General features: G+C 34.5%; 26 protein-coding genes. 12 read left to right on the top strand and 14 right to left on the bottom strand.

Annotation, left to right across the window (positions count from 1 at the left end):
* The 9 genes from ACMAZI_RS09805 to ACMAZI_RS09845 all read left to right on the top strand — a co-directional run bounded on the left by ACMAZI_RS09805 (position 1) and on the right by ACMAZI_RS09845 (position 10,072).
* Positions 1–990 (top strand): D-alanine--D-alanine ligase, encoded by a 990-nt coding sequence (locus ACMAZI_RS09805; protein WP_334678697.1) that lies wholly within the window; start codon positions 1–3, stop codon positions 988–990.
* Between the two features lie 18 nt (positions 991–1,008).
* Positions 1,009–3,858, top strand: a complete 2,850-nt coding sequence (locus ACMAZI_RS09810) for an aminotransferase class III-fold pyridoxal phosphate-dependent enzyme (protein ID WP_412473259.1) — start codon at positions 1,009–1,011, stop codon at positions 3,856–3,858.
* Entirely contained in the window at positions 3,852–4,931 is a 1,080-nt protein-coding gene (locus tag ACMAZI_RS09815) for a C45 family autoproteolytic acyltransferase/hydolase (RefSeq protein ID WP_412473258.1), read from the top strand. The genes ACMAZI_RS09810 and ACMAZI_RS09815 overlap by 7 nt, the downstream gene beginning before the upstream one ends.
* A 26-nt stretch (positions 4,932–4,957) precedes the next feature.
* A complete protein-coding gene (locus ACMAZI_RS09820) occupies positions 4,958–6,151 on the top strand; it encodes an aminotransferase class III-fold pyridoxal phosphate-dependent enzyme (protein ID WP_412473257.1) in 1,194 nt (397 codons plus the stop codon).
* Positions 6,152–6,159: 8 nt separating this feature from the next.
* A complete protein-coding gene (locus ACMAZI_RS09825) occupies positions 6,160–6,852 on the top strand; it encodes a CoA transferase subunit A (protein WP_115363923.1) in 693 nt (230 codons plus the stop codon).
* Positions 6,853–6,855: 3 nt separating this feature from the next.
* On the top strand, positions 6,856–7,485 hold the full coding sequence (locus ACMAZI_RS09830; protein ID WP_412473256.1) for a 3-oxoacid CoA-transferase subunit B: 630 nt from the start codon (positions 6,856–6,858) through the stop codon (positions 7,483–7,485).
* A gap of 202 nt (positions 7,486–7,687) precedes the next feature.
* On the top strand, positions 7,688–8,026 hold the full coding sequence (locus tag ACMAZI_RS09835; RefSeq protein WP_115363927.1) for a hypothetical protein: 339 nt from the start codon (positions 7,688–7,690) through the stop codon (positions 8,024–8,026).
* Entirely contained in the window at positions 8,007–9,224 is a 1,218-nt protein-coding gene (locus ACMAZI_RS09840) for a hypothetical protein (protein ID WP_412473255.1), read from the top strand. The genes ACMAZI_RS09835 and ACMAZI_RS09840 overlap by 20 nt, the downstream gene beginning before the upstream one ends.
* A 254-nt stretch (positions 9,225–9,478) precedes the next feature.
* On the top strand, positions 9,479–10,072 hold the full coding sequence (locus ACMAZI_RS09845; RefSeq protein WP_115363934.1) for an exonuclease domain-containing protein: 594 nt from the start codon (positions 9,479–9,481) through the stop codon (positions 10,070–10,072).
* Here ACMAZI_RS09845 and ACMAZI_RS09850 read toward each other — a convergent pair.
* From ACMAZI_RS09850 to rsmI, 8 genes are all read right to left on the bottom strand, one after another.
* On the bottom strand, positions 10,049–10,702 hold the full coding sequence (locus ACMAZI_RS09850; RefSeq protein ID WP_115363936.1) for a M23 family metallopeptidase: 654 nt from the start codon (positions 10,700–10,702) through the stop codon (positions 10,049–10,051). The genes ACMAZI_RS09845 and ACMAZI_RS09850 overlap by 24 nt on opposite strands.
* Before the next feature lie 61 nt (positions 10,703–10,763).
* Complete coding sequence (surE, locus tag ACMAZI_RS09855; protein ID WP_115363938.1) at positions 10,764–11,522, bottom strand: 5'/3'-nucleotidase SurE; 759 nt, start codon at positions 11,520–11,522, stop codon at positions 10,764–10,766.
* A 23-nt stretch (positions 11,523–11,545) separates the two neighbouring features.
* A complete protein-coding gene (locus ACMAZI_RS09860; protein ID WP_334678705.1) occupies positions 11,546–12,211 on the bottom strand; it encodes a hypothetical protein in 666 nt (221 codons plus the stop codon).
* Positions 12,212–12,221: 10 nt separating this feature from the next.
* On the bottom strand, positions 12,222–12,812 hold the full coding sequence (locus tag ACMAZI_RS09865; protein WP_412473254.1) for an aminodeoxychorismate/anthranilate synthase component II: 591 nt from the start codon (positions 12,810–12,812) through the stop codon (positions 12,222–12,224).
* The gene (locus ACMAZI_RS09870; protein WP_115363944.1) at positions 12,809–15,196 is read right to left on the bottom strand and encodes an LPS-assembly protein LptD; all 2,388 of its coding nucleotides are present in this window, start codon (positions 15,194–15,196) and stop codon (positions 12,809–12,811) included. Before ACMAZI_RS09870 ends, ACMAZI_RS09865 begins: the two co-directional genes overlap by 4 nt.
* Positions 15,159–16,436, bottom strand: coding sequence for a hypothetical protein (locus tag ACMAZI_RS09875; RefSeq protein ID WP_412473253.1), 1,278 nt, complete (start codon positions 16,434–16,436; stop codon positions 15,159–15,161). The genes ACMAZI_RS09870 and ACMAZI_RS09875 overlap by 38 nt, the downstream gene beginning before the upstream one ends.
* A gap of 49 nt (positions 16,437–16,485) precedes the next feature.
* On the bottom strand, positions 16,486–17,253 hold the full coding sequence (locus tag ACMAZI_RS09880; RefSeq protein ID WP_334678709.1) for a 3',5'-cyclic-nucleotide phosphodiesterase: 768 nt from the start codon (positions 17,251–17,253) through the stop codon (positions 16,486–16,488).
* Positions 17,254–17,326: 73 nt separating this feature from the next.
* Positions 17,327–18,145 carry a 16S rRNA (cytidine(1402)-2'-O)-methyltransferase gene (rsmI, locus tag ACMAZI_RS09885; RefSeq protein ID WP_412473252.1) on the bottom strand — a complete coding sequence of 273 codons (819 nt, stop codon included), beginning with the start codon at positions 18,143–18,145 and terminating at the stop codon, positions 17,327–17,329.
* Positions 18,146–18,299: 154 nt separating this feature from the next.
* On the opposite strand from rsmI, the gene ACMAZI_RS09890 reads away from it, so the two are divergent.
* Positions 18,300–18,683: an STAS domain-containing protein gene (locus ACMAZI_RS09890; protein ID WP_120404642.1), complete on the top strand. Its 384-nt coding sequence runs from the start codon at positions 18,300–18,302 to the stop codon at positions 18,681–18,683.
* On the opposite strand, the gene ACMAZI_RS09895 is transcribed toward ACMAZI_RS09890, so the two are convergent.
* The 6 genes from ACMAZI_RS09895 to rimM all read right to left on the bottom strand — a co-directional run bounded on the left by ACMAZI_RS09895 (position 18,674) and on the right by rimM (position 22,465).
* Positions 18,674–19,144, bottom strand: coding sequence for a hypothetical protein (locus ACMAZI_RS09895; protein ID WP_115363953.1), 471 nt, complete (start codon positions 19,142–19,144; stop codon positions 18,674–18,676). The genes ACMAZI_RS09890 and ACMAZI_RS09895 overlap by 10 nt on opposite strands.
* A 332-nt stretch (positions 19,145–19,476) precedes the next feature.
* A complete protein-coding gene (locus ACMAZI_RS09900) occupies positions 19,477–20,127 on the bottom strand; it encodes a ribonuclease HII (protein ID WP_412473251.1) in 651 nt (216 codons plus the stop codon).
* A 65-nt stretch (positions 20,128–20,192) separates the two neighbouring features.
* Positions 20,193–20,555: a 50S ribosomal protein L19 gene (gene rplS / locus ACMAZI_RS09905; protein ID WP_115363959.1), complete on the bottom strand. Its 363-nt coding sequence runs from the start codon at positions 20,553–20,555 to the stop codon at positions 20,193–20,195.
* A gap of 65 nt (positions 20,556–20,620) precedes the next feature.
* On the bottom strand, positions 20,621–21,202 hold the full coding sequence (locus ACMAZI_RS09910) for an RNA methyltransferase (RefSeq protein WP_115363961.1): 582 nt from the start codon (positions 21,200–21,202) through the stop codon (positions 20,621–20,623).
* Positions 21,203–21,215: 13 nt separating this feature from the next.
* Positions 21,216–21,938, bottom strand: coding sequence for a tRNA (guanosine(37)-N1)-methyltransferase TrmD (gene trmD, locus ACMAZI_RS09915; RefSeq protein ID WP_412473250.1), 723 nt, complete (start codon positions 21,936–21,938; stop codon positions 21,216–21,218).
* Positions 21,938–22,465, bottom strand: coding sequence for a ribosome maturation factor RimM (gene rimM / locus ACMAZI_RS09920; RefSeq protein ID WP_412473249.1), 528 nt, complete (start codon positions 22,463–22,465; stop codon positions 21,938–21,940). The genes trmD and rimM overlap by 1 nt, the downstream gene beginning before the upstream one ends.
* A gap of 123 nt (positions 22,466–22,588) precedes the next feature.
* Here rimM and ACMAZI_RS09925 point away from each other — a divergent pair, with 123 nt between their 5' ends.
* Both ACMAZI_RS09925 and ACMAZI_RS09930 read left to right on the top strand, forming a co-directional pair.
* Positions 22,589–23,620 carry a porin gene (locus ACMAZI_RS09925; protein ID WP_158536936.1) on the top strand — a complete coding sequence of 344 codons (1,032 nt, stop codon included), beginning with the start codon at positions 22,589–22,591 and terminating at the stop codon, positions 23,618–23,620.
* Positions 23,621–23,703: 83 nt separating this feature from the next.
* Positions 23,704–24,720 carry a glycosyltransferase family 9 protein gene (locus tag ACMAZI_RS09930; RefSeq protein ID WP_412473248.1) on the top strand — a complete coding sequence of 339 codons (1,017 nt, stop codon included), beginning with the start codon at positions 23,704–23,706 and terminating at the stop codon, positions 24,718–24,720.
* Positions 24,721–24,945 lie beyond the last annotated feature (225 nt).

Consider the following 24,945-nt stretch of genomic DNA (forward strand, 5'->3'; position numbering starts at 1 on the left):
ATGGAAAGGAAGAACGTCTTAATCATCTGCGGAGGTGGCTCCTCAGAACATGAAGTTTCATTGAGGTCAGCTCAATATATTAAAGACCAAGTGAGTCTCATAAAAGAACTCAATCCAATCGTTGTTGAAATGGACAAGGATGCTAATCTAACCCTTAACGGAAATAAAGTTAGCTTAAACGGACAAATTTTAGAAACAGCAACTGAGCGCCCTTATATCAATTACGTTATTCCAGTCATACACGGCCCTCCTGGCGAAACAGGTGAAATTCAATGCTATCTAGAGATGCATAAGCTTCCTTATTTAGGACCTCGTCATGAAGGCAGTAGTATTTGTTTTAATAAAGTCACAACAAAGTTGTGGTTTGATCTACTGGGGATAAACAATGCTCCATGGAAAGCAATACACAGAGGTCTACCTTTTGAGTTATCAGAAATCAAAGAGTTCTTTAAAGAATCAAATAATGATGTCTTTATAAAGGCTGCTAGCCAAGGGTCATCTGTTGGTTGCTATCACGTTACAACGTCTAGTGAGATTGAAACAAAACTTAATGAAGCGTTAAAATATAGTGACGATGTGCTCATAGAAAAAACACTCAAAGGCAGAGAGCTTGAAATTGCTGTATTTGAACAAGATGGAAACCTCCATGCATCAAGGCCAGGTGAAATTATAAATGATGATGATAAGTTCTATGATTATCAACAAAAATATAGTGATGATTCTCACGCTAAAACATTAGTTGAAGCTCAAGACCTAACAAGTGAACAAATTGCTAAGATGCAAAATATCGCTAAAACAGCATTTAAATGTCTTAAGCTTAGACATTTATCAAGAATTGATTTCTTCTTAAGTGATGGAGAAATATACTTAAATGAGATTAATACATTTCCTGGTATGACAAGTATTTCGATGTTTCCGAAGATGCTAGAAAATACTGGACTGAAATTTAGTGATTTTTTAAAAGAGAAAATACTTAAAGAAACGAGATAATTAAATCAAGGTTAATATATGGAAGTAAAACTAATAAGTAGTAAAAGTCATGAACACGCAAAGAAGAAATTATCATCTATGTATCAAGATAATTTCACCCCTGCAGAAAAGAAGGAATATATTCCTGCACATAATTTTTCTCAAGGGCCCTACTTTGCAATGGAAACGGATAAAGAAGGTCATCCTGAATACTTATTAGATGCTGCATCACAAATTGCAACCTTAGGACTAGGCTTTAATGCAACTCCACTCTTTGGAACATTAATGCACCAGAGTGCCTGGACAGGAAATTATCAAGATTCAACATTTTTAGAGATTGCGCATTCTTTTGAAAAGCTACTTCAAAGAAAGGCTTCAAATAAGAAGTTAAAGGCCGTTTATGTTAATTCAGGAGCTGAGGCCAATGAAACAGCACTTATAATGGCCTATAAAAGCAGATACAACAAAGATGCAAATAAGATTATGGCCTTTGAAGGTAGTTTCCATGGACGTTTTCTCTCAACTCTTTTTTCAACATGGAACCCTGCCAAAAGAGAACCATATCAAATTCCAGGACATGAAACGACTTTCATTAAATACCCGGAAACAAAGAGCGACAACTTTATCCTTGAACTAGATAATGAATGGTTAAAGCTTTGGGAAAACCCATACGCAAAAGACTTTGATACAAAATTAGATAAATTTAAATCAAATGCTGATGACTTACTAAAAAGTGAAATCGACTCACTAGAAGAGTTGAAACAAGCATTCCAAAGCGGTGAACATTTTGCAATTCTAGTAGAACCAATGCAATGTGAAGGTGGAGACCGCTACTCGACAAATCGTTTCCACAATGCACTTAACTTACTTGCAAAGTCATATAAAGTAGCAGTCATCTATGATGAAGTGCAGACAGGTTTTCACCTAGGACTGGACTTCTTCTGGCATCGTACATTTAACCTTAAAGACTCTCAAGGCAAACAACTCAATCCAGAATTCATCACTTGTGCTAAAAAGGCACAAAGTGGAATTGTCTTAACAGAAAATCCATTATGGCTTAATAATGAATTCCAAACATCTTCAGTAATTCGTGGCTACTATCAGGCGATAGCTCTTGACCAAAATCGACTTAAGATTAAAGAGATCCAGGATTATACAAAGGAAAAGCTATCTAAACTAGTAAGTGAATGGGAACAATTATCTGCTCCACGTTGCTTTGGACTCGCATTTGCTTTTGACTTATCAAGCAAAGACGATATTCCTGCATTTATTAAAAACAGATTTGACCTAGGTCTTCTCTACTATCAAGCAGGTGAAAACACGCTAAGATTTAGATTAAATACAGCATGGACGTTTACTGATATTGACTACTTATTTAATGCTATTGATGAGATTGCTAAACGTGTTTATAAGGATGAACATAATCAGATCGAATTCAAAACGAAGAAAGAAGTTAATATCCAAAATGAATATAAGTGGCATGAACAACTTATTAAATCTCTACAAGGTAAACTTGATAAAAATGAAGCAAAAAGTTTCTCAAATGAATTCTTCAAGGACACTTTCAACGCTACCCTGATTGATATTGATAAGGATAACTTCAAAAAGTATAAAGGCCAAATTGAAGAGATACAAAAAGCGATCTATGAACCAACAAGACAAACAGAGATAGAGAAGTTTGAAAAAATAGCGAAATGCGATGACTCTGTGGCCATAGGGCTTCTCACTGAAGATGAAGAATTAATAGGTATTTCTTTTGCAGGCAAAATCTCACACTTTCCACACGAAAGTGGACTAAGACTATTAAAGCACTTCAATAATCCTAAAGCACTTTATATGCTAGATACAACGATTGTAAAAAAGCGCCAAACAAACGGCATGGGAAAATATCTCAAGTATGCCCTTTCAACAATTGCAGCATCTTCAGGCTTTGAATATATTTATGGAAGAAATAGAGATATTCACGCAGGCGCCATGCTTTCAATAAATTGTTCACTTGGTGCAATTATTGAGACCATTCTTGAAGAAAACTACCTAGACGATGAAGATTTCAGAGATGTCATTATTTACCGTCAAAACCTTAAGTGGAATAACGAAAATGTAAAACTATCATCTTCACCTATATTAAACACTCCCTCATTCAATGATATGGGAACATTAGTTAACAAAGTATGCCTATCTAATTTTATTGATGAAAGCTTCATGAGTAATATGAAACACTTCAAAGCGATTGCGCCAAAAGAGCTTCAACATTTCTTTAGTGCTAGTGGACATAGCGAGTGTGTGGATAAGATATATAAATCAATTCTAATAAAGAACGGAAAAAAGAGAACAAAAGTACTTTCTCTTGATAATGACTATTTTGGTAAACAAAGTTTTATGTCAGCGACATTATCAGGAAAAATAGACTTCTATCCAAATGCTAAGGCGCAAAGCTTAGCGGATCTAAAAGAAGAGCTTGATAAGGGAGAATACCTTGCTCTTTTCATTGGTGATCGTCTAGAAGAGTTTTCGACACAAGAGCTTAATGAAATAATTGAATATTCTCACAAAAATGCAACAAAAGTTGTATTTAACGAGAGTGTTTATTTTCATAAGAACAAAAAAATGCTTAGTGCTGAAAACGGGATTACTCCAGATGCGAGCTATATCCACTTTGGGGGTCAGATAGGACTTTGCATGTTAAAAGATGAAGTCTATGAATCAAAACCATTGATGATGATTTCTACTTGGGATGGAGATGCATATGCCCTGGCCCAAGCCTATCAATACTTAACATCAAACACACCTAAGAAAGAATTCAAATGTTTTGAGGACATCTCTTATGAATTTGGCCTTAAGGCACCAAGCGACTTTGGCAACTCAGGAAAATGGTTCTTCACATGTTAACAGACTTAAATCTACCAATATTTAAGTATGAGAGTTCTGACCCATACGAAAATGGACTACAACATGGGAAGGCTTACAAAGAAGCAATCAAAGAACTTGTTAAAATTAGAACAAACTTACTTTTAAAGAGGTCACCTCACCTAGAAAATAAACTAGATGAATTCGCAAAAGAACAATTTCGTTTTACGAAAGATTTCTCAAATGATTTGGCCCTTGAGCTAGAAGGAATAGCAGAAGGGAGTGAATGCTCATTAACAGACATTATCATCTTAAATAATTATACAGACTTTCGTGATATCCAATTACCAGATGAAGGATGCACTGCAATCTCTTATATCGGAGATGATATAAGCCTCGCAGGCCAAACTTGGGATATGCACCAAAGCGCAAAGAACTACTTGATGATAATTGAGGTTCACAATGAATCAACGCAAACAAAAGAAATAATCTACACAGTATGTGGCTGCCTCGGGCTTATGGCAATGAATAGCTACGCTCAATTTGTTGGTGTCAATAATATAAATGTGGTGGATGGTGAAAATGGTATTATCTGGCCTGCATTGATAAGAAAGTTGTCGACATTAAAGACTCAAAAAGAAGTAATCGATACCCTAATGAACGCAAAAGTTACTTCAGGTCATAATTATTTAATAAGTGATGGCAGTAATGCCTACAATTATGAAATTACTCCTACTGTTAAAGAGATTGTGCCTCCACAATCTGAAGAAATAATCTTTCATACAAATCATTGCCTTAATGAGAGAATCATAAGTGTTGAAGACAAGAAAAATATAAGTAAAACAACACATAAGCGATATGAACTTGCAAAGAAATACGCAAAACAAATTACAACAGAGAAGGCCATGTTTGACTTTTTAACATCTCATGACGGCCACCCTATTTCAATTTGTTCACACTTTAGCCCAGAAGGTGCCAACGATCCTTCACAAACTTGTGGTGGAGCACTCTATAATTATAAAACACAAATACTAAAAATATGGCGAGGCTGTCGAGAATACGATGACAATTATCGCTACGTAGAAATACCTCTACCACTTGTGGATACGAAATAGGTCACAAGAAAAAAAGTGAGATTAAAATGGGGCATCGAAAATATTTTCATACTTGGTCAAATCAAAATAACCCCAAAGTAATTGAGCTAAAAGACACTTTCGAATGGGGTTATACAACTCCAAGTGATGATAAAATATTTGATCTTTCATCAGGAAGTTACCATCAATCATTTGGTCTTAAAAATAAACAATTAATCGATGCCTTAATCCATCAGCTTAATGAAATCCCAATGGCCATACCGAAAACAGAATTCACTTTAAAAACAGAAGTGTCACAGAAGCTAGTTGATAGAATTGGTTTTGATGGACGTATTTTCTACACCCTTTCAGGGGCAGAGTCCAATGAGAATGCTCTAAAGATAGTAAGGCAATTTACTAAAAGGGAAATTATTCTTTCTTGTGAGAATTCATATCACGGAGCAACTTCTGGCTCACTTGCCCTTTCTGGTGATTGGCGTAGAGATGCATTAGGAACGTCCGCTCCAGGACAGGCCTTTATCCCTAATTTTTATAATGATCCTGACCTAGAAAAAACGAAAAAGATAATTAAAGATATTGGCGCAGATAACATTGCAGCAATTTGCCTTGAGACTATTACCGGTGGAAATGGTGTCTATATTCCTCCAGTGTCTTATTATATTGAACTAGAAAAAGTATGTCGCACCAATGATATAAAAATAATTCTAGATGAAGTAATTTGTGGTTTCGGTAGAACAGGAAAAGACTTTGGTTTTCAAAATTATCCAATTAAGCCTGACTTTATTACATTTGCAAAATCTATATCAGGTGGATATTTTCCGTTTGGCGCAACATTTGTTTCTGAAGATATTGCATCTTTCTTTGACAGTGAGGTTCTATCTTGTGGATTGACTAATGCCTCCCATCCAATTGGCCTTCGCCTTTTAGATGAAGTTCTAAATCTTACAAAAGATGCTAACTTCCAAAATACTTTAAAAGAAAATATTAATCTTTTGAGTCACTTCAAAGATAAACTTATAAAACTAGATTCGGTCTCAGAAGTTAGAAGTATTGGAATGCTAATGGCAATTGAACTCAATACAAATGAAGACATGAGAGTATTTTGGGAGAATTGTTTAAATAATGGTTTATATATCAATACAACTAGGAATATGATTATTTTATGTCCCTACCTTAACTACCCTAATGACCTTCTAGAAGATTGTTTAGAGAAACTTTTAAATATAATACAAAATAAATAAGGAAGCTTATGTATAGTAAAATATATGACAATGCCAAAGAGGCCTTAAGTGATATCACAGATGGAAGTACTATTATGAGTGGTGGATTTGGCCTATGTGGTATTCCAGAAAACTCAATTAACTACTTATCCACAACAAACCTCAAAGACCTAAAAGTTGTTTCAAATAATATTGGAAACTCAGGAAGAGGCCTAGTAAAACTTTTAAAAAAGAATATGATCTCTAAAGGATATTGTAGTTACGTAGGAGGGAATCCTGACCTTGAAGAGGCCATGTTATCTGGAAAAATTGAAATTGAACTGATCCCACAAGGTACGTTAAGCGAAAGAATCCGTGCCGCAGGTATGGGTATTCGAGCTTTTTATACACCAACAGGATATGGTACAGAAGTCGCAGAAGGAAAAGATATTAAAGAATTTGATAGGCCATGTATTTTAGAGCATGCTCTTCATGCAGACTTTGCAATAATCAAAGCCCAAAAGGCCGATCCATATGGAAACCTCTGGTTCAAAGAAACTGCTAGAAACTTCTCTCCCCTAATGGCAATGGCAGCAAAGACGACGATTGTAGAAGTTGAAGAGATTGTTGCTCTTGGAGATATAAGGCCTGAGGATGTCCATATTCCAGGAGTCTTCGTTCAACGTGTATATCTTGGAAGTAATTATGAGAATGCAATAGAGTTCTTAAAGGTTAAGGAGTAAATCATGTGGACAAAAGAAGAAATGGCAAAACAAGTTATTAAGCTCTTTGATAAGAATTCAACAATCAATTTAGGAATTGGTCTCCCAACGATTATCCCAGATCAACTACCTAAGGATCACCCATTTATTATTCATAGTGAAAATGGCGTTCTTGGAGTTGGAGACTCTCCAATAAAAGACAATGTTTCGGCCACTCTTATTAATGCTGGAAAAGAAACTATTACTGTTGAAAAAGGAGCAAGCTTTTTTGACAGTTCAATGAGTTTTGGAATGATACGTGGTGGACATATAGACTTCTGTGTCTTGGGTGGTATGGAAGTTGATATTGAAGGTTCACTTGCAAATTGGAAAATACCAGGAAAGAAAATCACTGGTATGGGTGGTGCAATGGATCTTGTAAATGGCGCTAAGAATTTAATCGTTATGATGAAACATTATAGTAAGTCAGGAAAGCCAAAACTTCTTCCATTATGCGAACTTCCTTTAACAGGAAAGAATGTCGTTCACTATGTAGTAACAGACTACGGTAGCTTTAAAATTGAAAAGAAAAAGTTTAAAGCTTTAGAACTAGCTTCTAATGTAACAATTGAAAGTCTTAATAAGGATTTTTCTTCAGATATTTTTATTGAATAAATTAGATAAAAAAAGAGGGCCCTGCAACTGGCCCTCCAATTTTTCGGCTTCATGCCTATCTCTTGCTACGACATCCTGTCGACAATTAAATTATAACGCACAATAATGAAAAAATCAGAAAAAAAATAAATGGGTAAACATTTCCATTTACCATAAAGGAAGTTTATAATTAGACGTGATCACACAAACTTAAGAGGAATAGATGAGTATTTTCAACAGGAATAAACATAAGCAAACTTTTACTTATTTTATACCAACTCCACCACAGCGCTCGACACCATATCAAGAACAGGCCTTTGACCTAGTTACGAAGACGCTAAACAGGAAAAATATTCCATTTAATATCAAACATACGGCAGTAAATGAAAGAGGATTATGGATTATCATTGAGCTATTTGGAAAAGAAGAGAATCTAACAAAGATTATTTCTGATTTAAAAGAAACAATTAGCACCAATATAAAAAAGAATGAAAATGATGATTTAGAAATTTACTACGAAGAACATGAAGAGTTTCATAAAAATGAGAATTACAAAGCATAGAAAAAAATTCACTTTAATTCTCTCACTAGTAAGCTTCTTTTTTTTAATAGGCTGTTCAGAGGTTGAAAAGAAGTTAAACGATACACAAAGTTTAAATACGGTCTGTCCAATAATTGAGTCAAAATCAAATTATCTTTTGGAAAACCCTCGAAATATCTCAGAGGCCCAGAAATTGATTAGTGCTAAGAGTAACTCTTCACAATATCGAAATCAGATACTAAATTTTAGCTTGGCCCAACTCTATCTTTCGCCACACTCTACAAATTTAAATTCACATACCCTATTCTTTGCAAAGATTAATGGTAAAGAAATTTTTATCAACAGTATTCCAGATGAGACTTACGAGTTCTCATTTATAGCTGCACTAAATGAGTTGGCACAACAATTAAAAAAGCCAATCTCTTTAAAATCACGACTGAATTTAGTAGAAAAAAATATAAGTGAATACGTCTATGCTTCAAGATCATTAGAAGAATTCATTAAAAATAACCAGGCCCAATTATTCAAATCAAAACCATTGAAAAAAATGTATTTTAGAGGAGCACAGGGAATAAGAGAGAACGAACTCTTTCGTCGTCTTGACTACTTAAAGGACTATAATCTTTTAAAACGAAAAGCTTCTCCAACAAAGAATAAAACAAACTTGACCTCTGCTCACCTCTTTACAAGAGATAATTATAGCTGCTCATTTGATTCTAAAGTGTTTAATGCTGATATTATGATCTTAAAAAAACCAGAAAAAGCTTATCATAATATATTCTCACACTATAAAGATAAGAATAATTATATTATTGGTGTTACTTCATCTGTTCCTAAAGTAGACAATTCAATTAACGAATTTCTTTTTCAAAAATCTAACAATGACAGCTACACTGCTGCATGTATGACAAAGGACCAACGTAACCATACTATTTTCTTGTTTATGAATGGCATAACTTATAATGCCCAGGTTCTAAACCGACTAATAAACTCACACTCACAAGTCACAAATGCAAAAGACTTTATGGATACAAAAAGATCATTAATGCTGACTAATCCAAAAAGAAAAGTCTCTGAAATCTATGGTATAAATCGTGTTAAAAATGATAAAGAGGCCCAATACTACATACCAAGCCTTGGGAGGCTCACAATTTTAGAGCAAGGTGAGTTCCTTAGCACTTTCAATGACCCAAGAAACAAGCAATTAAAATGCAATTGATAACTTTATATGGACAAGCATCCAATAAGAAATGGATTATTGAAGTTAACGATAAGGCTTCATTGGACTTAACTATACTAGAATTTTTAAGATCGCATAACTTTCCAATCGCCTCTAGTTGTGACGGCGAGAAAGTCTGTCAATTATGTACCATTAACGAAGGACTTCTCGCTTGCAATGTACTGGTAAAAGATATTATTACGAAGTATAATTCAATAATAACAATTACATACTTATAACAAAGGGATAAATCCATGCGCTATCTTTCATTTGATATTGAGGCCACTGGCCTTGAGGAAAAAGACTTAATCATCGAATTTGCAATGGTTCCCTTCTGTGCCAAAACAAAGAAAATTAATCACGACTTAGAAAAGCACTTCTATATAAAATGCCCTAGCTTTGAAGAACTCAAACCAAATTTAAACAAATGGGTTATTGATCATAATAAAGAATTAATTGAAAAAGCACATAGTGATGGAATTACGATTGAGTCTTTCAAAGAAGAACTGTCAAAATATCTTGAATCTGAAGAAGTGAAAGAATACTTTGGAGATAAGAAAATAACTTTATTTGGAAAGTCTATGAGTGCCATTGATCTTCCTTTTCTTAATAGAGATCTAGGATGGGAGTTTATGAGAAAATACTTTGAGCACCGTCAATTAGACCTTTCTTGTATTGCATATGGGCTTATCGACATGGGTTTCATACCAGCAGAGTGTGAATCAGGTTCAAAGCTAATGAAGTACTTAAAAATGGGCGACGTCGCGCACACGGCCTTAGAAGATGCTGTTAATACGGCCATTATGTACTTTAAGCTACTAGATCTAGTGTCTGTGAAAAAAGCTTAGTGGATCAAAGGCCTTCGAGTCATAACGAACTTCAAAATGTAAGTGATCACCTGTTGATTTACCTGTATTTCCAACAGCAGCAATAACTTGCCCTCGAGAAACCTTTTGGCCTTTTCTAGCATAGTTCTTATGATTATGAGCATAGATCGTAAAAAGTCCACCTGCGTGTGAAACCACTACGATATTTCCATATCCAGACTTTCTGCCACTATAAACAACAACACCAGAGTCTGCTGAAACAATATATGTTCCTTTTCTTGCAGCAATATCAATTCCTTCATGAGGTCTCCCCCATCTGTGACCAAAGCCTGAGGACACTTTCTTAGAAGATGGAACCGGCCATAAGAATCGTGAAGATGATTTAAGTCTAGAATAATCAATTGAAGAAATACTACGCCCTTCAATTCGATTAATCATGATACCTCGTTTATAAGGTAAGAAGATAGTCTCGCCCTTTTTAAAAGATGCATTCTTGTTAAACTCTTCAATTTGCCATTGGGGAATATTGAAAATATTTGCTAATTTCTTTGCACTATAATTAGAAGTTAATTTTATATAGCGGCCATTCTTTAAGGTCGAACAACTTAGCACTGTAAGAATAAATAATAAGTAAAAAGAAAGCTTTCTCATCTGTCCTCATTCGTTAAGTTTGAATGAGGACAAGTCGTCTATTTTAGTCTACTTAACTAAATTAGTCGGTAATTTTTGCCGCCCATTCATTGAATACATCGGACGAAAAATTCAAAAGGTTTAGGAAGGAAAAGGAAATATTTCCGTTCATAACTGCATGAATGTCTGAAGTGTGGTGAGGATCGACCTCTGTAGGAGCTCCTCCAATCCAGTAATATTGTCGACCTTTTTGATCAAGTCTTTCGACAACTTCTTCTGTATATCGGCGCATTTGAGGTCTAGTCCATTTAATATCACCTACTTGCGTATGACATAAATTTGGAACATTGATATTTAATAACGAGCAATCAGGCATTGAAAGTAATTGCTCTTTCTTATTGGTAATAAGATCTTTAATGATATTGGCCGCTGTTTGAAAGTGCTTACTTTCATCCTGCGAGCTCATGACAGTCGAGACAGCAATAGCACTTATGCCTTGAAATACGGCCTGTCTCGCAGCTCCTACTGTACCAGAGTAGTAAATGTCTTGACCAAGGTTTGCACCATGGTTAATTCCAGAAATAACGAGATCTGGCCTATAATCTAATACGGAATTTATCCCCAATAAAACACTATCGGCCGGATAACCTGAACAACTAAATGTATAATCATTGATTTTATCAACCCTGATTGGGTCGTGTAACGTTAGGGCCTGAGACGTTGCTGATCTCTCATGGCTTGGTGCCACGATAACAACATTAGCAATGTCTTTTAGAGTTTCATAAAGGCACTGAATTCCTTCAGCAGCGTATCCATCGTCATTTGAAAGTAAAATATTCATAACTTCTTATTAATTAAATTTTGCTAAATAGCAAGTGTCTTTCTTGCATACTCTATATATTCTGACAACTTAGGAGCATCAATATTACGGTAACAGCGTTCAACTTGTGAATTGATTTCAAACTTTAAATAGTCTGGATCAAGGGACTCGATAACACTCATTGAGATATTTGAATTCCAATTTAACTTAATCCCAAGTTGAAATTTTTCATTCTTTACTCTCATAACCTTAGAATAGAAATTAACAATAAATGAATTCAATAGTCCTTTATCGGCCATCGAATGTAAGAACTCATAATTGAGAACGACACTTTGACATAAAGGAGACGAAATCTTCTCATAGACTAAATTATCTTTCTCATCAAATGTAATAGAAAATGCGCGATTAAAGGCTTCTAATATTTTCTTATCATGGTTACTACTTAAACCGAAGTTTAAGCGAACTTTTGGATGATACTTTTCAACTGTATCAACTATAGATTTAATGATGAATTCAGAATCATTTTCAAAGTGCAACTCAACAATATCGTCTTGTTTTAAATCATGTGCATTTAAAAGCTCTTCTAGGATATATCCTTGAATGAAATTGAAGCTTCGAGGCCTAAAGTCGAAACCATAGCAACCCTTTGCCAATGTTTTGGCAACTTGTAAGCTTCTTTTGTCATAGATTCCATCGAGAACAATATTCATCAAATCAATTCTACACGAAAAAGAGCTCTATTGCTTGAAAGATGCTTTCTGAGCAAGAAGTTCCTACTGATTCAGGATGAAATTGCATCGTAAATATACGTTCATCCTCGTAGGCCATTAATAATTCATTATTATTATCAAATATCAATTTAGTTTGCTTAAGTAATGAGTTTTCACTATTTACTTCGACATATAAAGAATTATAGCGCTGTAAATTGATATCATTTGTCACCTCTACAATACCAGACAATAAGTCTAAGTCTTTAGGTTTCACAGTTCTGCCATGAATTGGATACTTACTTCTATTGATTGTGCATTGATAAAGAGAACTTAAAACAAGTTGATGTCCAAGGCAGATTCCTACAATTCGTCTCGCCTTTTTAAGATTAGCTTTTAACTCTAAATTATTTTGATTAAAGAAATCAATATACTCACTTGGGTGTCCAGGTCCTGGACCTAAAATAATATTTTGATTAACAAGGTCATATCTTTTGAGATCTCTAAAATTGATGACTTCTATCTCACAAGATTTCCAATGAGAAAGGTAGGATATAATATTATTTGTAAAACTATCTTCAAAATCAACGAAGATAATTCTCACAACGTGACCCCAAATACTGAATCAAAGTTCTTCGCATTATAATTAATTAGAATTTTTAGTGCGATCGATCGATCAAGCTTTAGTTTATTATTTACATATTCATCTTTTTGACGATATTCAACATCAAAAACCCAACAGTTATTAAGTGGGTTGTATCGGGAACCAATATATGACTCATACATTCTTTCTAAGTCGATGTCGTAATAATACCCTGTTCTAAAAGAAAATGTATCATTTAGTTCAAAGTCAATATCGGCCGTAAAGTAACGTCGCTCGGAAGCAAAAGAGTCATAATTTAAGCCAATTTTATACTCGAAACGATCCATACTCTGAGATAGTGATAATTGCGTTATATGCTTACTTTCTGTATGGAAGTAATATTCTGATAAGTTAAATTGAAATTTATCAAAATTTAATCCACCCATGATTGCAAGACGAGTTAGCCTCTCACTTGTTGTAAGTTCTTTATTTGTTTCATCTTCTAGAATTAAACCTTGAGAAATATTAAACCAGGCAACTTTCTTATAATCATAATTATCAAGTTGATAATTAAAGTTTTTAAACATCTCATAATTTGCTTTAGGTGTTTTCTTAAGAAAGTTATTATTAAACACAAATTCAATTGTATTTGATTCAGGTAAATCCGTTCTTGTTGAAACATCTTCAAGAGTATTGTTTCGTCCACGAATAATATCTCTTTCATCAAAACGTCCATCATCTTGTAATAATGCAAACTGGTTACCTAAGGCGGCATTACCACGATATTTTTGAGAATTATAATAGAAGTGATTCAGACCAAGCTTTATACTGTGCTTATAAGAAGAACGGTATAATTTCCTTACATTAAGCTCTTCCTTTTCTGTACTCGGGATTTTTGCGATTAAGTTTCTTTCATCATCTTCTACAAAAACAGGTTGAATAACTTCTTCCTGAATGAAGGCCCTTCCATAAACTTTTTCAATATCAAACCATATCGATGTATTTACGTAATTTCCGTATTTATATCCATTTTGTTTGTCACTTTTTTCTGTTGGCAAGATATAGTATTGAGCATCTAGTCCAGCTTCAAATTTTAGATTTAGATTAAAAATTGGTTTAAATACAAATTCTAAGGTTGGGTTATAGTCGAATCGTTGAATATTACGGTAGTAGTTATTTTCTTGAACCACATCTTGTTTAAAATAATCAAATTTTAAATTTTGATAGAAATTGATCTTCGAAAGAAGACCTTTAGAGTTTAAGATATTAAAAGGCTTATGACCTATCCCAAGAGATAAAGTATTTTGTACATAGCTTGAGTCAAATTCTTCAGGGTCACTAAAAATAGAGTTACTCATAAAGCTTGAATAAAGATTAATGAGTACAGAGTCTCCCATATAGTCTGTAGAAACAGTCGTACCCTTTTCATTACCCATATAGATATCTTTATCAAAATATTCTTCATAATCACTTTGAATATCTAAGTCCGATAAGTAAGTGGAGTTTGCTAAGAAAGAAATATTATTATTAGGATGGTAGAAATAATTTAATTCATATGCACCACGAATTTCGTCTTCACCACTTGCTTCAATATCTAGTTTTCCAGGCTGCCATATTTTGTCATTTACGGTTCTTGATTCAAATTCAAAGTTAGAAAACTTCCCTAAGTTATTACGATACTCGAGTTCAAGACCATTTCCTCTTCGCCCATAGACAGTAGGAGAAAAAGTCATATCACTATTCTCATTAATGGCCCAAAAGATAGGTTGTCTAAAGAAGAATCCTTCATCAAAATCTAAACCAATTGTAGGAAATAAAAGACCAGACTCTCTAACCTTTCTAATTGGTAATGCGATATAAGGGATGTAAACAATGATTACACCATTGATCTTAATGAATGTGTGCTTCATTGAAATATAATCATCAGGGACAACTGTTACTTCTTGACCTTGAATACTCCAAGATTCAGGGCAATCTTTACAAGTTGTAAACTCAGCTTCCTTGGCAGTGAAAACACCACTATTCTTTCGAACAATTTCTTTCCCACGAAGAACAAAACTCTCATCAACAAGCTTTGCATTCTTGACTTTAAATTCAGCTTTTTTTAACGAATAAGAAATCTCTGTACCATATAGATTAAATTTAGCACCTGTATAACGAACATTTCCCCAGATCTTTCCTAGACCAGTGCCAAGAGAGATACTTGCCTTCTCTCCATAAACCGTATCTGTACCAAGTTTAATAATAACATTTCCGTGGGCTTCATAAGAGTTGTCACTACTTTTTCGATAGGCCTTATCTGATAAAATTTGGACTTCATCATTTTCTCCAAATGCTAAAACTTTTGGAGTTGCTGCATGAGCATGACTACTTCCTAATATTAAGATACTTTTGCATATCAGCAATAAAGTAGTAGGAGCCAACCACAAGAATGTTGCGTGTTTGAAGTTGGATATTTTGTGGCATATCTGCTGTGCTAGAAGCACTATATTTATTAGATTCAATTTCCTCATTAATACCTAATATTGTATCGAGAAAATTGTGCATTTCATATACTTTTGTTTCACTCTGAAGCTCCTTTTTTATCTGGGCAGAGCTTAGAGCGCGCTCGTGTTGAAATTCTAAAATATTAACTGACTTTACAATACATGGATATGTTTTATAGAGCTTTAGAATACTCTTAATTTGATCTTGTCTCCCACTTGAAAAGCTTATTAGAACATCATATTGAACTTTATTTGTATCGTTTAAACTTTGCAGTAACTTTTGATGACCTAGTAAATTATGGGCACCAAAGAAAGTAAATTCAAACTCTCCAAAATCAATATGATCACCTCTTCCTGGAGTTATAGGCCACTTGAAATCGTCATTGATATTAGTGATTCCAGTAATATGTGAAAATAAGGCCATGGCCATCTGGCGGTTTCGTACTTGAAAATCAGTTTCTGACTCATTGCTAACAGATGTGCAATTAATAGAGTCTCGATCACACCAATTGCATAGAATATCTTTTAGAAACTTTTGTTCGATATTTTCGAATAATCGTCCACTTATCCTAGTTATTCCATACTTTTCAAATAAAATTTCCTTAAGGGTTGATCCCAGTATTTGTGTGTGGTCTAGCCCAATTGATGTAATGGCCGCAACTGGTTTTGTAAAAATATTCGTAGCATCAAAACGGCCACCAAGACCAACTTCAAGAATTAGATAGTCAATATCCAGACTTACTGCATATTTTATAAATAAGACAAATAAAGCCTCATAAAAAGATAACTGAAGACGAATTATATCCTCTTCATACTTATCAAGAAGTTCAATTAATTCTTCAATAGAAATATTAGAGCTACAATAGCGGAATCTTTCTGTTATTGAGTTGACATGAGGAGATGTCCAAAGACAACTTTTAAGTCCTTCACTATTAAGTAAAGCGTTTAAACAATGCGATGTTTCTCCTTTACCGTTAGTTCCACCAATAATTATAACCTTGGATTTTTCTTCGATAGCTTTTCGATCTAGGGAAAGATAAGATCGTATATGATCTAGTTTTGGGCGAAAGTTCTCTTTACCACATAAGTTAATAAGCCGAGTAAGAAAAACCTCTTCTTGCTTAGATGATAAATGTCTTTTATCGATTGGACTCTTCACAGTAAAGATATCTCATGAATGAAAATATTTTGACTAGAAAATTATCTCTTTAAAAAGAAAATTCCTTATTATCTGAAGATAGTATATGAATACGTCCCGATTCATTCACCTCTTCTATCTCTTTTGAAAGCTCATCTAGATAATTAGGTTTTAAATGTCCTAAATAAATAGGAACATCTCCAGGCATTTTAGATAACTCTTTCTTAAGCGTTTGTGCTGTATGATGACGACTATCAAGGGCCAACTTTTCAAAACGGTTCGGGAAACTAACTTCACAAAATATGGCCACTACATTATTAAGCTTCTTTGCTGCTGCCCAAATCTTATCAGTTGGGCCAGTGTCTTGAGTGAAGACAATGGCCTTGCCATTTTTTTCAATAATAAAACCTAATGAGCCTGCAAAGTGATTAACTTCGATTGCATGTACTTTATATTCACCAATTTCTCTACTGTCACCAGACTCTATATTATGAAACTTCATCGTTGGGCTTTCTTTGCTAGGAAGCTTCGTGAAATCAGGCCAAATTGCATCGTTAAAAAGATGGTTCATGATATTGTCTTCAACTTCTTTACAAGTCCAAATATCAAAAGGTTTATCATTCATGCCAAAACAATTATCTGCAAGAAATGCCAAATCGGAAATATGATCTAAATGAGAATGTGAAATTAGAATATTATCAATCTTTGCCTGATCACTAACACTAACTCCTGTCGCTACAGAACCTGCATCAATAAGTAAATTTCCATCAACTAAATAAGATGTTGCTCGGCATTCAGGAGAAACGCCACCATGTCCACCGATAATTTTCACATTCATTCTAACTCCAATTTATTTAATTTTAACTTGGTTTAGAATTTTTTACTAGTACTAAGACATTGAAAAATGGAAACTATTTACCTGTTAACTCTTGATAAACGTCTTGAGTCTTTCTCCCAAGAGCATTTCCTATTAGTTTGGCGAGATTCTTTGGCGTTTGCTTATCTAAATATGCTTGCGCAAACTTAGCAACTTCCCCACTTGCGGCGAGATTAGAAGAGTTAGATTTTGGCCAATCAATAACAATAACAAACTCTCCCTTTGCAGTAACGAGCTCATCACGAAAATCTTGTGCCTTGAAATGAATTGCTTCCTCAAACTTCTTAGTTAATTCACGGCAGATGCAAATATTTGCTTCAGGAAATTCTTGCGATATTTGTTTCAGAGTTGAATGAATACGATGAGGAGATTCAAAAAAGAGTGACGTATTCCCCTGCTCAGATGCGACTTTCAACTTATTTGATATTTCACCTTTTTTACGTGGAAGGAATCCAAAAAAAGTATAAGGATTAGGAGCAAATCCACTAAGTTCAAGAGCAACAGTTACAGCACTAGGGCCAGGAACTGAAGTAACCTCTCCTCCCCTTGCTAATATTTCTTTAACCAGTATATGACCAGGGTCTGAAACGATAGGGCTACCAGCATCTGAGACAAGAATAGGAAATTGAGAATTACTAATTTGATCTATATAGAAGTCTAGCTTGTCTTGGGAATGATCATTGAAAGAGAGAACTCTTAAACCTGGCCTGTCTATTTCAATCTTATTTAATAGAGAACGAAATACACGAGTATCCTCGGCCAAAACGATATCACAACTCTCAAATACCTGACGCATTCTCTCAGATACATCGTTTAAATTCCCAATTGGCGTTGATACTAGAGTAAGCTTCACTGAAATAATCCTTCTTTAATTGATATATTCTCTAATAAATTATGTGATTCCATTCATTTATAACTTACATAAGAAATAACTTCCATCTAAAACTAAAAGACACAATGCGTTACAATAATATTCGATGTAGTTTTATGCTGAAGAAGGAGTTTTAATGACAATGCAAGCAAGAGTACGCACAGATTCAACTGGAAATATAACAGTTCATATAGAAGGTGGTATGGACTATGAAAATATCATTCCACTAAAGCAAGAATTAGCAACAATTACTAGTTCTCACCCTACTTCAACTATCACGCTTGACCTTACGGCCCTTAACTTCGTTGGCTCATCTGGAATTGGAGTATTCGTTGATACAATTAGAAGTCTAAATAAAAGACGTGACCAAGTTAGACTCTCTAACGTTGCTCCAGAGTTCATAAAAGTTTTTAAACTTTATAATTTTGATGCAATGGAAATTCTAATCAATGAATTTGAAACTGATGAAACAGAACTGTCTAAGTTCTATGGTCAAAAGAAAAGAACTTTTCAAAACTGATAATTTAATAAATTTACATAAAAATCTTGGCCTGGCTTATTTTGCTTAAAACCAATTTCAGCTGGGCCTTTTTGACTAAAGTCTTTAATCTCTATTGATCCCTGGTAATTATAACCACCACCTTGATAACTTGAGTCCTGATAAGGACTTCCTTGAGTATCTGGATAGTAATAATTTTCGTTATTAGGTCCTTGATTTTGATACTTGCGATATTCGTGTGATCCAATAATATAACCACCAAAAATTAAACCAGCATATAGTCCAAGAGAAGCACCAATTGCGATTGAGCGAGATGAACCACCAAAGGCCATTGCCGCCGTTCCCAATAATGCTCCACCAACTGTTCCATACCCAGCATTCATGGCAATGATCTTAACTTTAGGATCCATTTGTGCGCGGGCCTGAAAGCTTGTTGAAATAGTTGAAATAAATAGAGTAATTAAGAATAGTTTTTTAATCATATAAAAATTGTAAAAGAAGGCCTTGCCTGATGCAAGGTAAATGTTCACCAAATCTTAATCAAATAATAGACACAGTGCAAGACATCTCAAAGAAACTTGAAACAAAGTTAGCACTAGAAAACAGCCTTCGCCTTTGCTGTTCAGTAATTTGGCCATTCGATTTTACTTCAAATATTTTTAGGATGAAAGTATCTCGAATTTTATAAATGCCACAAATATCCACTTGCCCACAGCCAACTCGCCTTAGCATTGTAGGACAAATCAATAATGGGATGGCCTCTTTATGAATCTTTGTCGATTTTTTTAATTCTAAATTTAGACCTTTGGATACATTATTCCTGTACAAATTCCTTTACCCCTTTAAATGTTTTGCGATGTATTGGGGTAATACCATATTCTTCGATAGCTTTACGATGAGCAGCTGTAGGATAACCAGCATTTTTTTCAAATCCGTAATAAGGAAATTTTCGAGCTTCCTTTATCATCAGTCGATCGCGGAAAACTTTTGCAATAATGGAGGCTAGCCCTATAAGAACTGACTTACTATCCCCTTTTATTACAGCATGAACATCTTTAACTTTTGTTGACTTAAAAGGAAATTTTCCATCAACTAGAACGACTGAATCTTGTTTTAGAATGTTATGACAGGACTTTTTCATTCCTAGAAGTGATGCTTGAAAAATATTAACTTCATCTATTTTCTTCGGCGTAATCTTTTCGACGCTATATTCAAATAGATCATGAAAGTTTTGTTTCTTAAAAGTTGAGATATTTAACTCTTCTAAAATCCTTTCCATTTTCTTTAAAGAAAGTTTCTTTGAATCTGTAACACCGTATTCTTTTAAAATACTTGCTAAGACTGCAAGATTATCAACTCGTACCCCAACAGCACAAGTTACAACGGGCCCAGCAAGAGGACCTCTTCCAACCTCATCGGTTGCAATTATATATTGATGATCTTTGATGAATTCTTTTTCAAACATAGGCTTCACAAATAAAGAGGCCCCTATTTCTAGGGGCCCTTTTATGACTTAAATAGTTTTTTAAATTACTTTCTATCGTAGTCAATTGCGATACGTGCAGATTTACCTGAACGATCTCTTAGGTAGTAAAGTTTAGATCTTCTAGATTTACCTTTTTGAACGATCTCAATCTTTTCTACATTTGGTGAATGAAATGGGAATACCCTTTCAACACCAATTCCAGAAGAAACTTTTCTAACTCTGAAGTGACCAGATAGTTTACCTTCTTCTTTCATTGCAATACATACACCACGGAAAATCTGAATACGAGATTTGTTACCTTCAGTGATTCTTGCGTGAACATCAATTGTGTCCCCAGTTTTAAACTTTGGGAAAGATTCTACATTTGTGTTCTTGTAATTTTCATTTACTACGTCTACTAAATTCATTACGAACTCCTAAAAAACGCTTGAACTTCTCAGAGGACCAACACCGTGTTGTTCTTAAGTAAATTCTATTTCAAAGACTCAGAGGCACTATTCAGTCGATCTAAATAGATTGCGACTGCCGATCGAACAGACAGGTGATTATATCCATCCGCACTTCCACCAAAAATTGGTTCAAGTGCAAAATGGGCCCGTTCGAGTACTTGTGCATGGAGACCCCATCCTGTACCAAATAACAAGAAGATAGGCCTTTTGTCAAGGCGCGCATTATTGATCAGGTCAGTTTCTACACCATTATTTGACTCGAAATTTGCACCTGTAACACAAATTAAAGGCTCAACACCTTCTATCTCCTTAATTTTATTGATTCCTTCCTCCACAGAGTTCACAAGACGAGCAATTGCCAGCGCATCTTGACGATCTGGGTTATAAACTCCAGCATCATCTTCCTCCCAGTGTCCTAGTATTCTTTTTACTAGTTTATGTTGGGCCTCAAGTGGAGTCACAATAAAGTAATTCTTCATACCAAAAGTACGACAGCTTCTAGCAATATCGTGTATATCGAGATTTGTTACTGAAGTTGTAACAATATCCCCTCTTTTATTTTTAATTGGGTGGTGTACTAAACCGAGATAAATATTATCTTTCATCTTTAATATATCCTTAAACTTTATTTCTCATATAGGTCTTATAAAGATCTGGCCTATACTTTTTTGTAAATTCTAATTTCTTATTCTGGTTAAATTCATCAATAAGCTTGTGATTACCTTCAGTCAAAACACTTGGTACTCTCACACCATTAAAGTTTGAAGGCCTTGTATAAACTGGCCCTTCAATAAGTCCATCTTCAAATGAATCACAAATTGCACTTTGATCATTACCTAATGCTTTTGGTAAAAACCTAAGCATTGCATCGGTAATAGTCATAACAGCAAGTTCTCCACCAGATAGAACATAATCACCAAGTGAATAAATTCGTGTTACATATTGCTCAATAAAGCGCTCGTCAATTCCTTCATAGCGGCCACATATAAATACGTATTGCTTTCTATTTTCTTGAAATGAAGACGCTAAATCTTTTGCATTATCATTATTAAAAACTGTACCTCGAGGAGAAGTATAAATAATTTCTAATTCCTCTTTAGAGATTTTTTCAGTTTTTAAAATATGTTTTATGGCCTCTTCAAGAACATCTGCTCTTAGAACCATTCCTGGGCCACCACCATAAGGAGAACTATCGACACCTTTAAAGCTTTTAGGAGAGAAGTCACCAAGATAAAGAGTCTCAAACTCGACTTCATTTTCTAAAAACTTTCCAATGACTCCGCTACTTTTGAAAGCATCAAAGAATTGAGGAAATAATGTGATTACCCATATTTTATTCATTACATTAAACGTGGAATTAAGCATTCCACACGATTCTCTTCTAAATTAACAAGTTTAACAAATTGATCAACAAATGGAATATCAACATGCTTTCCATTAATTTTTGTATTTAAAACAATATGTGCACCGTTATCAAAATATTTTACAACTTTTCCAACGACTTGATCTTTTTCAATGTCAAAAACATCTAGGCCAATAATGTCGGCCATATAAAATTCGTCCTCTTCTGTTTCAGGTAATGTACTGCGATCAACATAGATCTCAAAAGGTAACATTTCTTCAGTTACATTTCTGTTATCAACACCTTCAAGATAGGCAAATACTTTATTTCCAAATGAAATCGATTTAACTGTCAATTCTTTTCCAGGCTTAGCAATTGAGCTTCCATTTAGTGGTTTTGCAAAAAATGTAACACCTTTTTGTAAGACACTATTATCTTTATTTTCTAAGTTAAAGACGAAGGCCCCCTTTATTCCATGCGGTCGGGTTGCAGTGCCAAGTAAAATTAAATTTTCTGAATTTTCCATAGGCTGACTTATATCACGCCTTGCAAGGTAAATCACCTATATATTTTTCAAGTATTTAACTTGCCAATTAACTGAACTCTAGTTTTAATATTTGTATTAAAGACAAAATTCATGGAGAGAATTATGAAAAAAATCGTAAGTGCTGCAGCGGTATGTGTTGTAGCTATCCCAACAATGGCAGCGAGTATTGAGATGCCAACTATTTACGGAAAAATTAACAAAGCAGCTATTTACACTGATCAAGATAGCACAGGAAGAACATCATTTTCAGGTTTTGCAGATGTAGACTCTTCTGAAACTCGTCTTGGTGTAAAAGGTAAATGGGATGTTGAAAACATCCAAGGTACTTATGTAATTGAAATGGGCCTAAACTCATCAAAGGACTCTAACGGTACTGATTATAGAATCAGAATGCGTCAAGCGGCCGTAGGCGCAAAAACTTCAATTGGTACATTTAAGGCCGGTCAAACATATACTCCAATGGACTATGTAATGCTAAAGACTGACGTTCTTAGCTCAACAGTAGCTTCAATTACAGGTTCTGATGCAAGTGCTAGAATTGATGGTGCCGTATCAAGACTAGGTATGAGATATCGTACAAGAACAGATATGATGTCATATGAGACACCAAGCCTTGGTGGACTTACTTTTTCTCTTTCAACTGATAGAGATAACGGTATGAATAACGACTCTACTGATGCAGATTATGGTCCAACTCACTACACTGGTCTTGTTAAGTTTGACAGACAAATGGGTAAAGTTGATATGAACCTATTTGCTGGTTATGACACTTGGGCAGAAGATGGTGAAGATAACACTTACACTCTAGCTGGAGCTAAGTTTGGATTTGGAAACTTCCAACTAAATGCTGCTTACAGTATCGAAGAAAATGATGCTGCAACAAAAACTGAAATCAACAGAACTTATGCAGGTGCTCAATACACGATGAATAAGAATGTATTTGCAGTAACTTATCAACTACGTGATGAAAAAGATGCTGGAAATGAGTATACACAAATTGCTGCTCACTACAGATATATGTTCACAAAGAAATTTGATATGAGCTTAACTGTTCTTACTTATGATGTTGATGAAACAGCTGGAACACAAAACGAAGCGACAATGGCCGCTGCGGGTATCCAACTTAAGTTCTAATAATTTAAAAATTATTTAAATAAGTTCTAAGGCCCACTATTGTGGGCCTTTCTTTTTTGTGAATTATTTTCTATAATATCTCAATGAATCAAAGTGAAATTAAATCAATTGCAATCATGCGAACATCGGCCCTTGGAGATATCATTTGGACGCTTCCAATGCTAAATCGTATCCGCAAAGCAATGCCTAATACAAAGATCTATTATATTACAAGTAATACATTTGCACCTTTATTAGAAGGAATTGAGGATGTCGAACTGATTAAGATCGATAAGCCCAAAAAGCTAAAAGATTACTTTAAGCTTCAACGTATCTTTGAACCATATCACTTTGATGTTCTCTTATGTGCACAGGCAAATTTTAGGATAAACTTCATCTATCCTTTCATTAAGGCCAAAAAGAAAATAGGTTTTGATAGTAAACGAGGTAGAGATCTACAAAAGTTCTTTATAGACGAGAGTATCCCTTTCAAAAAGGAACACTCAGTCGAAGCATTTCTCGGCTTCAGTGATCAACTAGGGATTGTTTCTAGTGAAATTGAATTTAACTTACCTATACAAAAAGTAACTGTCGGCAATCTTCCACTTGGAGACTACGTTGTAATTCATCCCAAGGCTTCTTCTCTTCAAAGAACATGGTCTACTAAGAGATATATTGAAGTAACAAATCTAATCAAAGAGAAATATGATATTCCTATCGTTTTAACAGGAATTCCAAGTGATAAGGATATTTGTCATGAAATTGAAAATGAGTCCAACGCTCATATCATAAACCTTTGCGGCAAAACCTCTCTTAATGAACTTAAAAATGTATTTCTTAGTGCTAAACTAGTTATTGCTCCAGATTCTGGACCAGCTCATATGGCAGCAGCTTTAAATACCCCAGTGGTTGGGCTATACACAGCTGTTCCTCCAGAATACACAGGACCATATGGCCAAATACATAATTGTATCAATGCATACCCAAAAGCTTTAGAGCATTACTTCCATAAAACAATTGAAGATGTCCCATGGCGATTTCGCATCAAAGAAGACGATATGATGGATTTAATTACTGTTAATGAAGTATTTGAAAAGCTTAGTTCTATTCTAAATAAATAATAAGATTAATCGCTCCTGCTTTTTTAAAATAAGAGGAAAAGAAGCTTCGATAAATGTTTTCTGGATTACTTAGTTGGTTCACCTGAAGGCTCTAACTTAACAAGAACCCTCTCTCACTCGCATCCTGCTCGTTCGTACAGGACTGAATGCGTGAGCATTCAGGACACCTTAAACAAAAAAAGCCAGATCATTGATCTGGCTTTTTATATAGAAGGTGCATCTTCC

This window comes from Halobacteriovorax sp. YZS-3-1 (genome assembly GCF_047084945.1).
Classification (GTDB): domain Bacteria; phylum Bdellovibrionota; class Bacteriovoracia; order Bacteriovoracales; family Bacteriovoracaceae; genus Halobacteriovorax_A; species Halobacteriovorax_A vibrionivorans.

What these genes read in the sequence shown, in the direction of transcription:
- ACMAZI_RS09890 (WP_120404642.1), top strand. Translation starts at nt 18,300, where the DNA reads ATGACAATGCAAGCAAGAGTACGCACAGATTCAACTGGAAATATAACA.
- surE (WP_115363938.1), bottom strand. Translation starts at nt 11,522, where the DNA reads ATGAATATTTTACTTTCAAATGACGATGGATACGCTGCTGAAGGAATT.
- ACMAZI_RS09880 (WP_334678709.1), bottom strand. Translation starts at nt 17,253, where the DNA reads ATGAATGTGAAAATTATCGGTGGACATGGTGGCGTTTCTCCTGAATGC.
- ACMAZI_RS09820 (WP_412473257.1), top strand. Translation starts at nt 4,958, where the DNA reads ATGGGGCATCGAAAATATTTTCATACTTGGTCAAATCAAAATAACCCC.
- ACMAZI_RS09925 (WP_158536936.1), top strand. Translation starts at nt 22,589, where the DNA reads ATGAAAAAAATCGTAAGTGCTGCAGCGGTATGTGTTGTAGCTATCCCA.
- ACMAZI_RS09810 (WP_412473259.1), top strand. Translation starts at nt 1,009, where the DNA reads ATGGAAGTAAAACTAATAAGTAGTAAAAGTCATGAACACGCAAAGAAG.
- ACMAZI_RS09895 (WP_115363953.1), bottom strand. Translation starts at nt 19,144, where the DNA reads ATGATTAAAAAACTATTCTTAATTACTCTATTTATTTCAACTATTTCA.
- ACMAZI_RS09930 (WP_412473248.1), top strand. Translation starts at nt 23,704, where the DNA reads ATGAATCAAAGTGAAATTAAATCAATTGCAATCATGCGAACATCGGCC.
- ACMAZI_RS09840 (WP_412473255.1), top strand. Translation starts at nt 8,007, where the DNA reads ATGAGAATTACAAAGCATAGAAAAAAATTCACTTTAATTCTCTCACTA.
- ACMAZI_RS09815 (WP_412473258.1), top strand. Translation starts at nt 3,852, where the DNA reads ATGTTAACAGACTTAAATCTACCAATATTTAAGTATGAGAGTTCTGAC.
- ACMAZI_RS09910 (WP_115363961.1), bottom strand. Translation starts at nt 21,202, where the DNA reads ATGAAAGATAATATTTATCTCGGTTTAGTACACCACCCAATTAAAAAT.
- ACMAZI_RS09830 (WP_412473256.1), top strand. Translation starts at nt 6,856, where the DNA reads ATGTGGACAAAAGAAGAAATGGCAAAACAAGTTATTAAGCTCTTTGAT.
- trmD (WP_412473250.1), bottom strand. Translation starts at nt 21,938, where the DNA reads ATGAATAAAATATGGGTAATCACATTATTTCCTCAATTCTTTGATGCT.
- ACMAZI_RS09835 (WP_115363927.1), top strand. Translation starts at nt 7,688, where the DNA reads ATGAGTATTTTCAACAGGAATAAACATAAGCAAACTTTTACTTATTTT.
- ACMAZI_RS09860 (WP_334678705.1), bottom strand. Translation starts at nt 12,211, where the DNA reads ATGAATATTGTTCTCGATGGAATCTATGACAAAAGAAGCTTACAAGTT.
- rplS (WP_115363959.1), bottom strand. Translation starts at nt 20,555, where the DNA reads ATGAATTTAGTAGACGTAGTAAATGAAAATTACAAGAACACAAATGTA.
- ACMAZI_RS09900 (WP_412473251.1), bottom strand. Translation starts at nt 20,127, where the DNA reads ATGTTTGAAAAAGAATTCATCAAAGATCATCAATATATAATTGCAACC.
- ACMAZI_RS09850 (WP_115363936.1), bottom strand. Translation starts at nt 10,702, where the DNA reads ATGAGAAAGCTTTCTTTTTACTTATTATTTATTCTTACAGTGCTAAGT.
- ACMAZI_RS09805 (WP_334678697.1), top strand. Translation starts at nt 1, where the DNA reads ATGGAAAGGAAGAACGTCTTAATCATCTGCGGAGGTGGCTCCTCAGAA.
- ACMAZI_RS09845 (WP_115363934.1), top strand. Translation starts at nt 9,479, where the DNA reads ATGCGCTATCTTTCATTTGATATTGAGGCCACTGGCCTTGAGGAAAAA.
- rimM (WP_412473249.1), bottom strand. Translation starts at nt 22,465, where the DNA reads ATGGAAAATTCAGAAAATTTAATTTTACTTGGCACTGCAACCCGACCG.
- ACMAZI_RS09825 (WP_115363923.1), top strand. Translation starts at nt 6,160, where the DNA reads ATGTATAGTAAAATATATGACAATGCCAAAGAGGCCTTAAGTGATATC.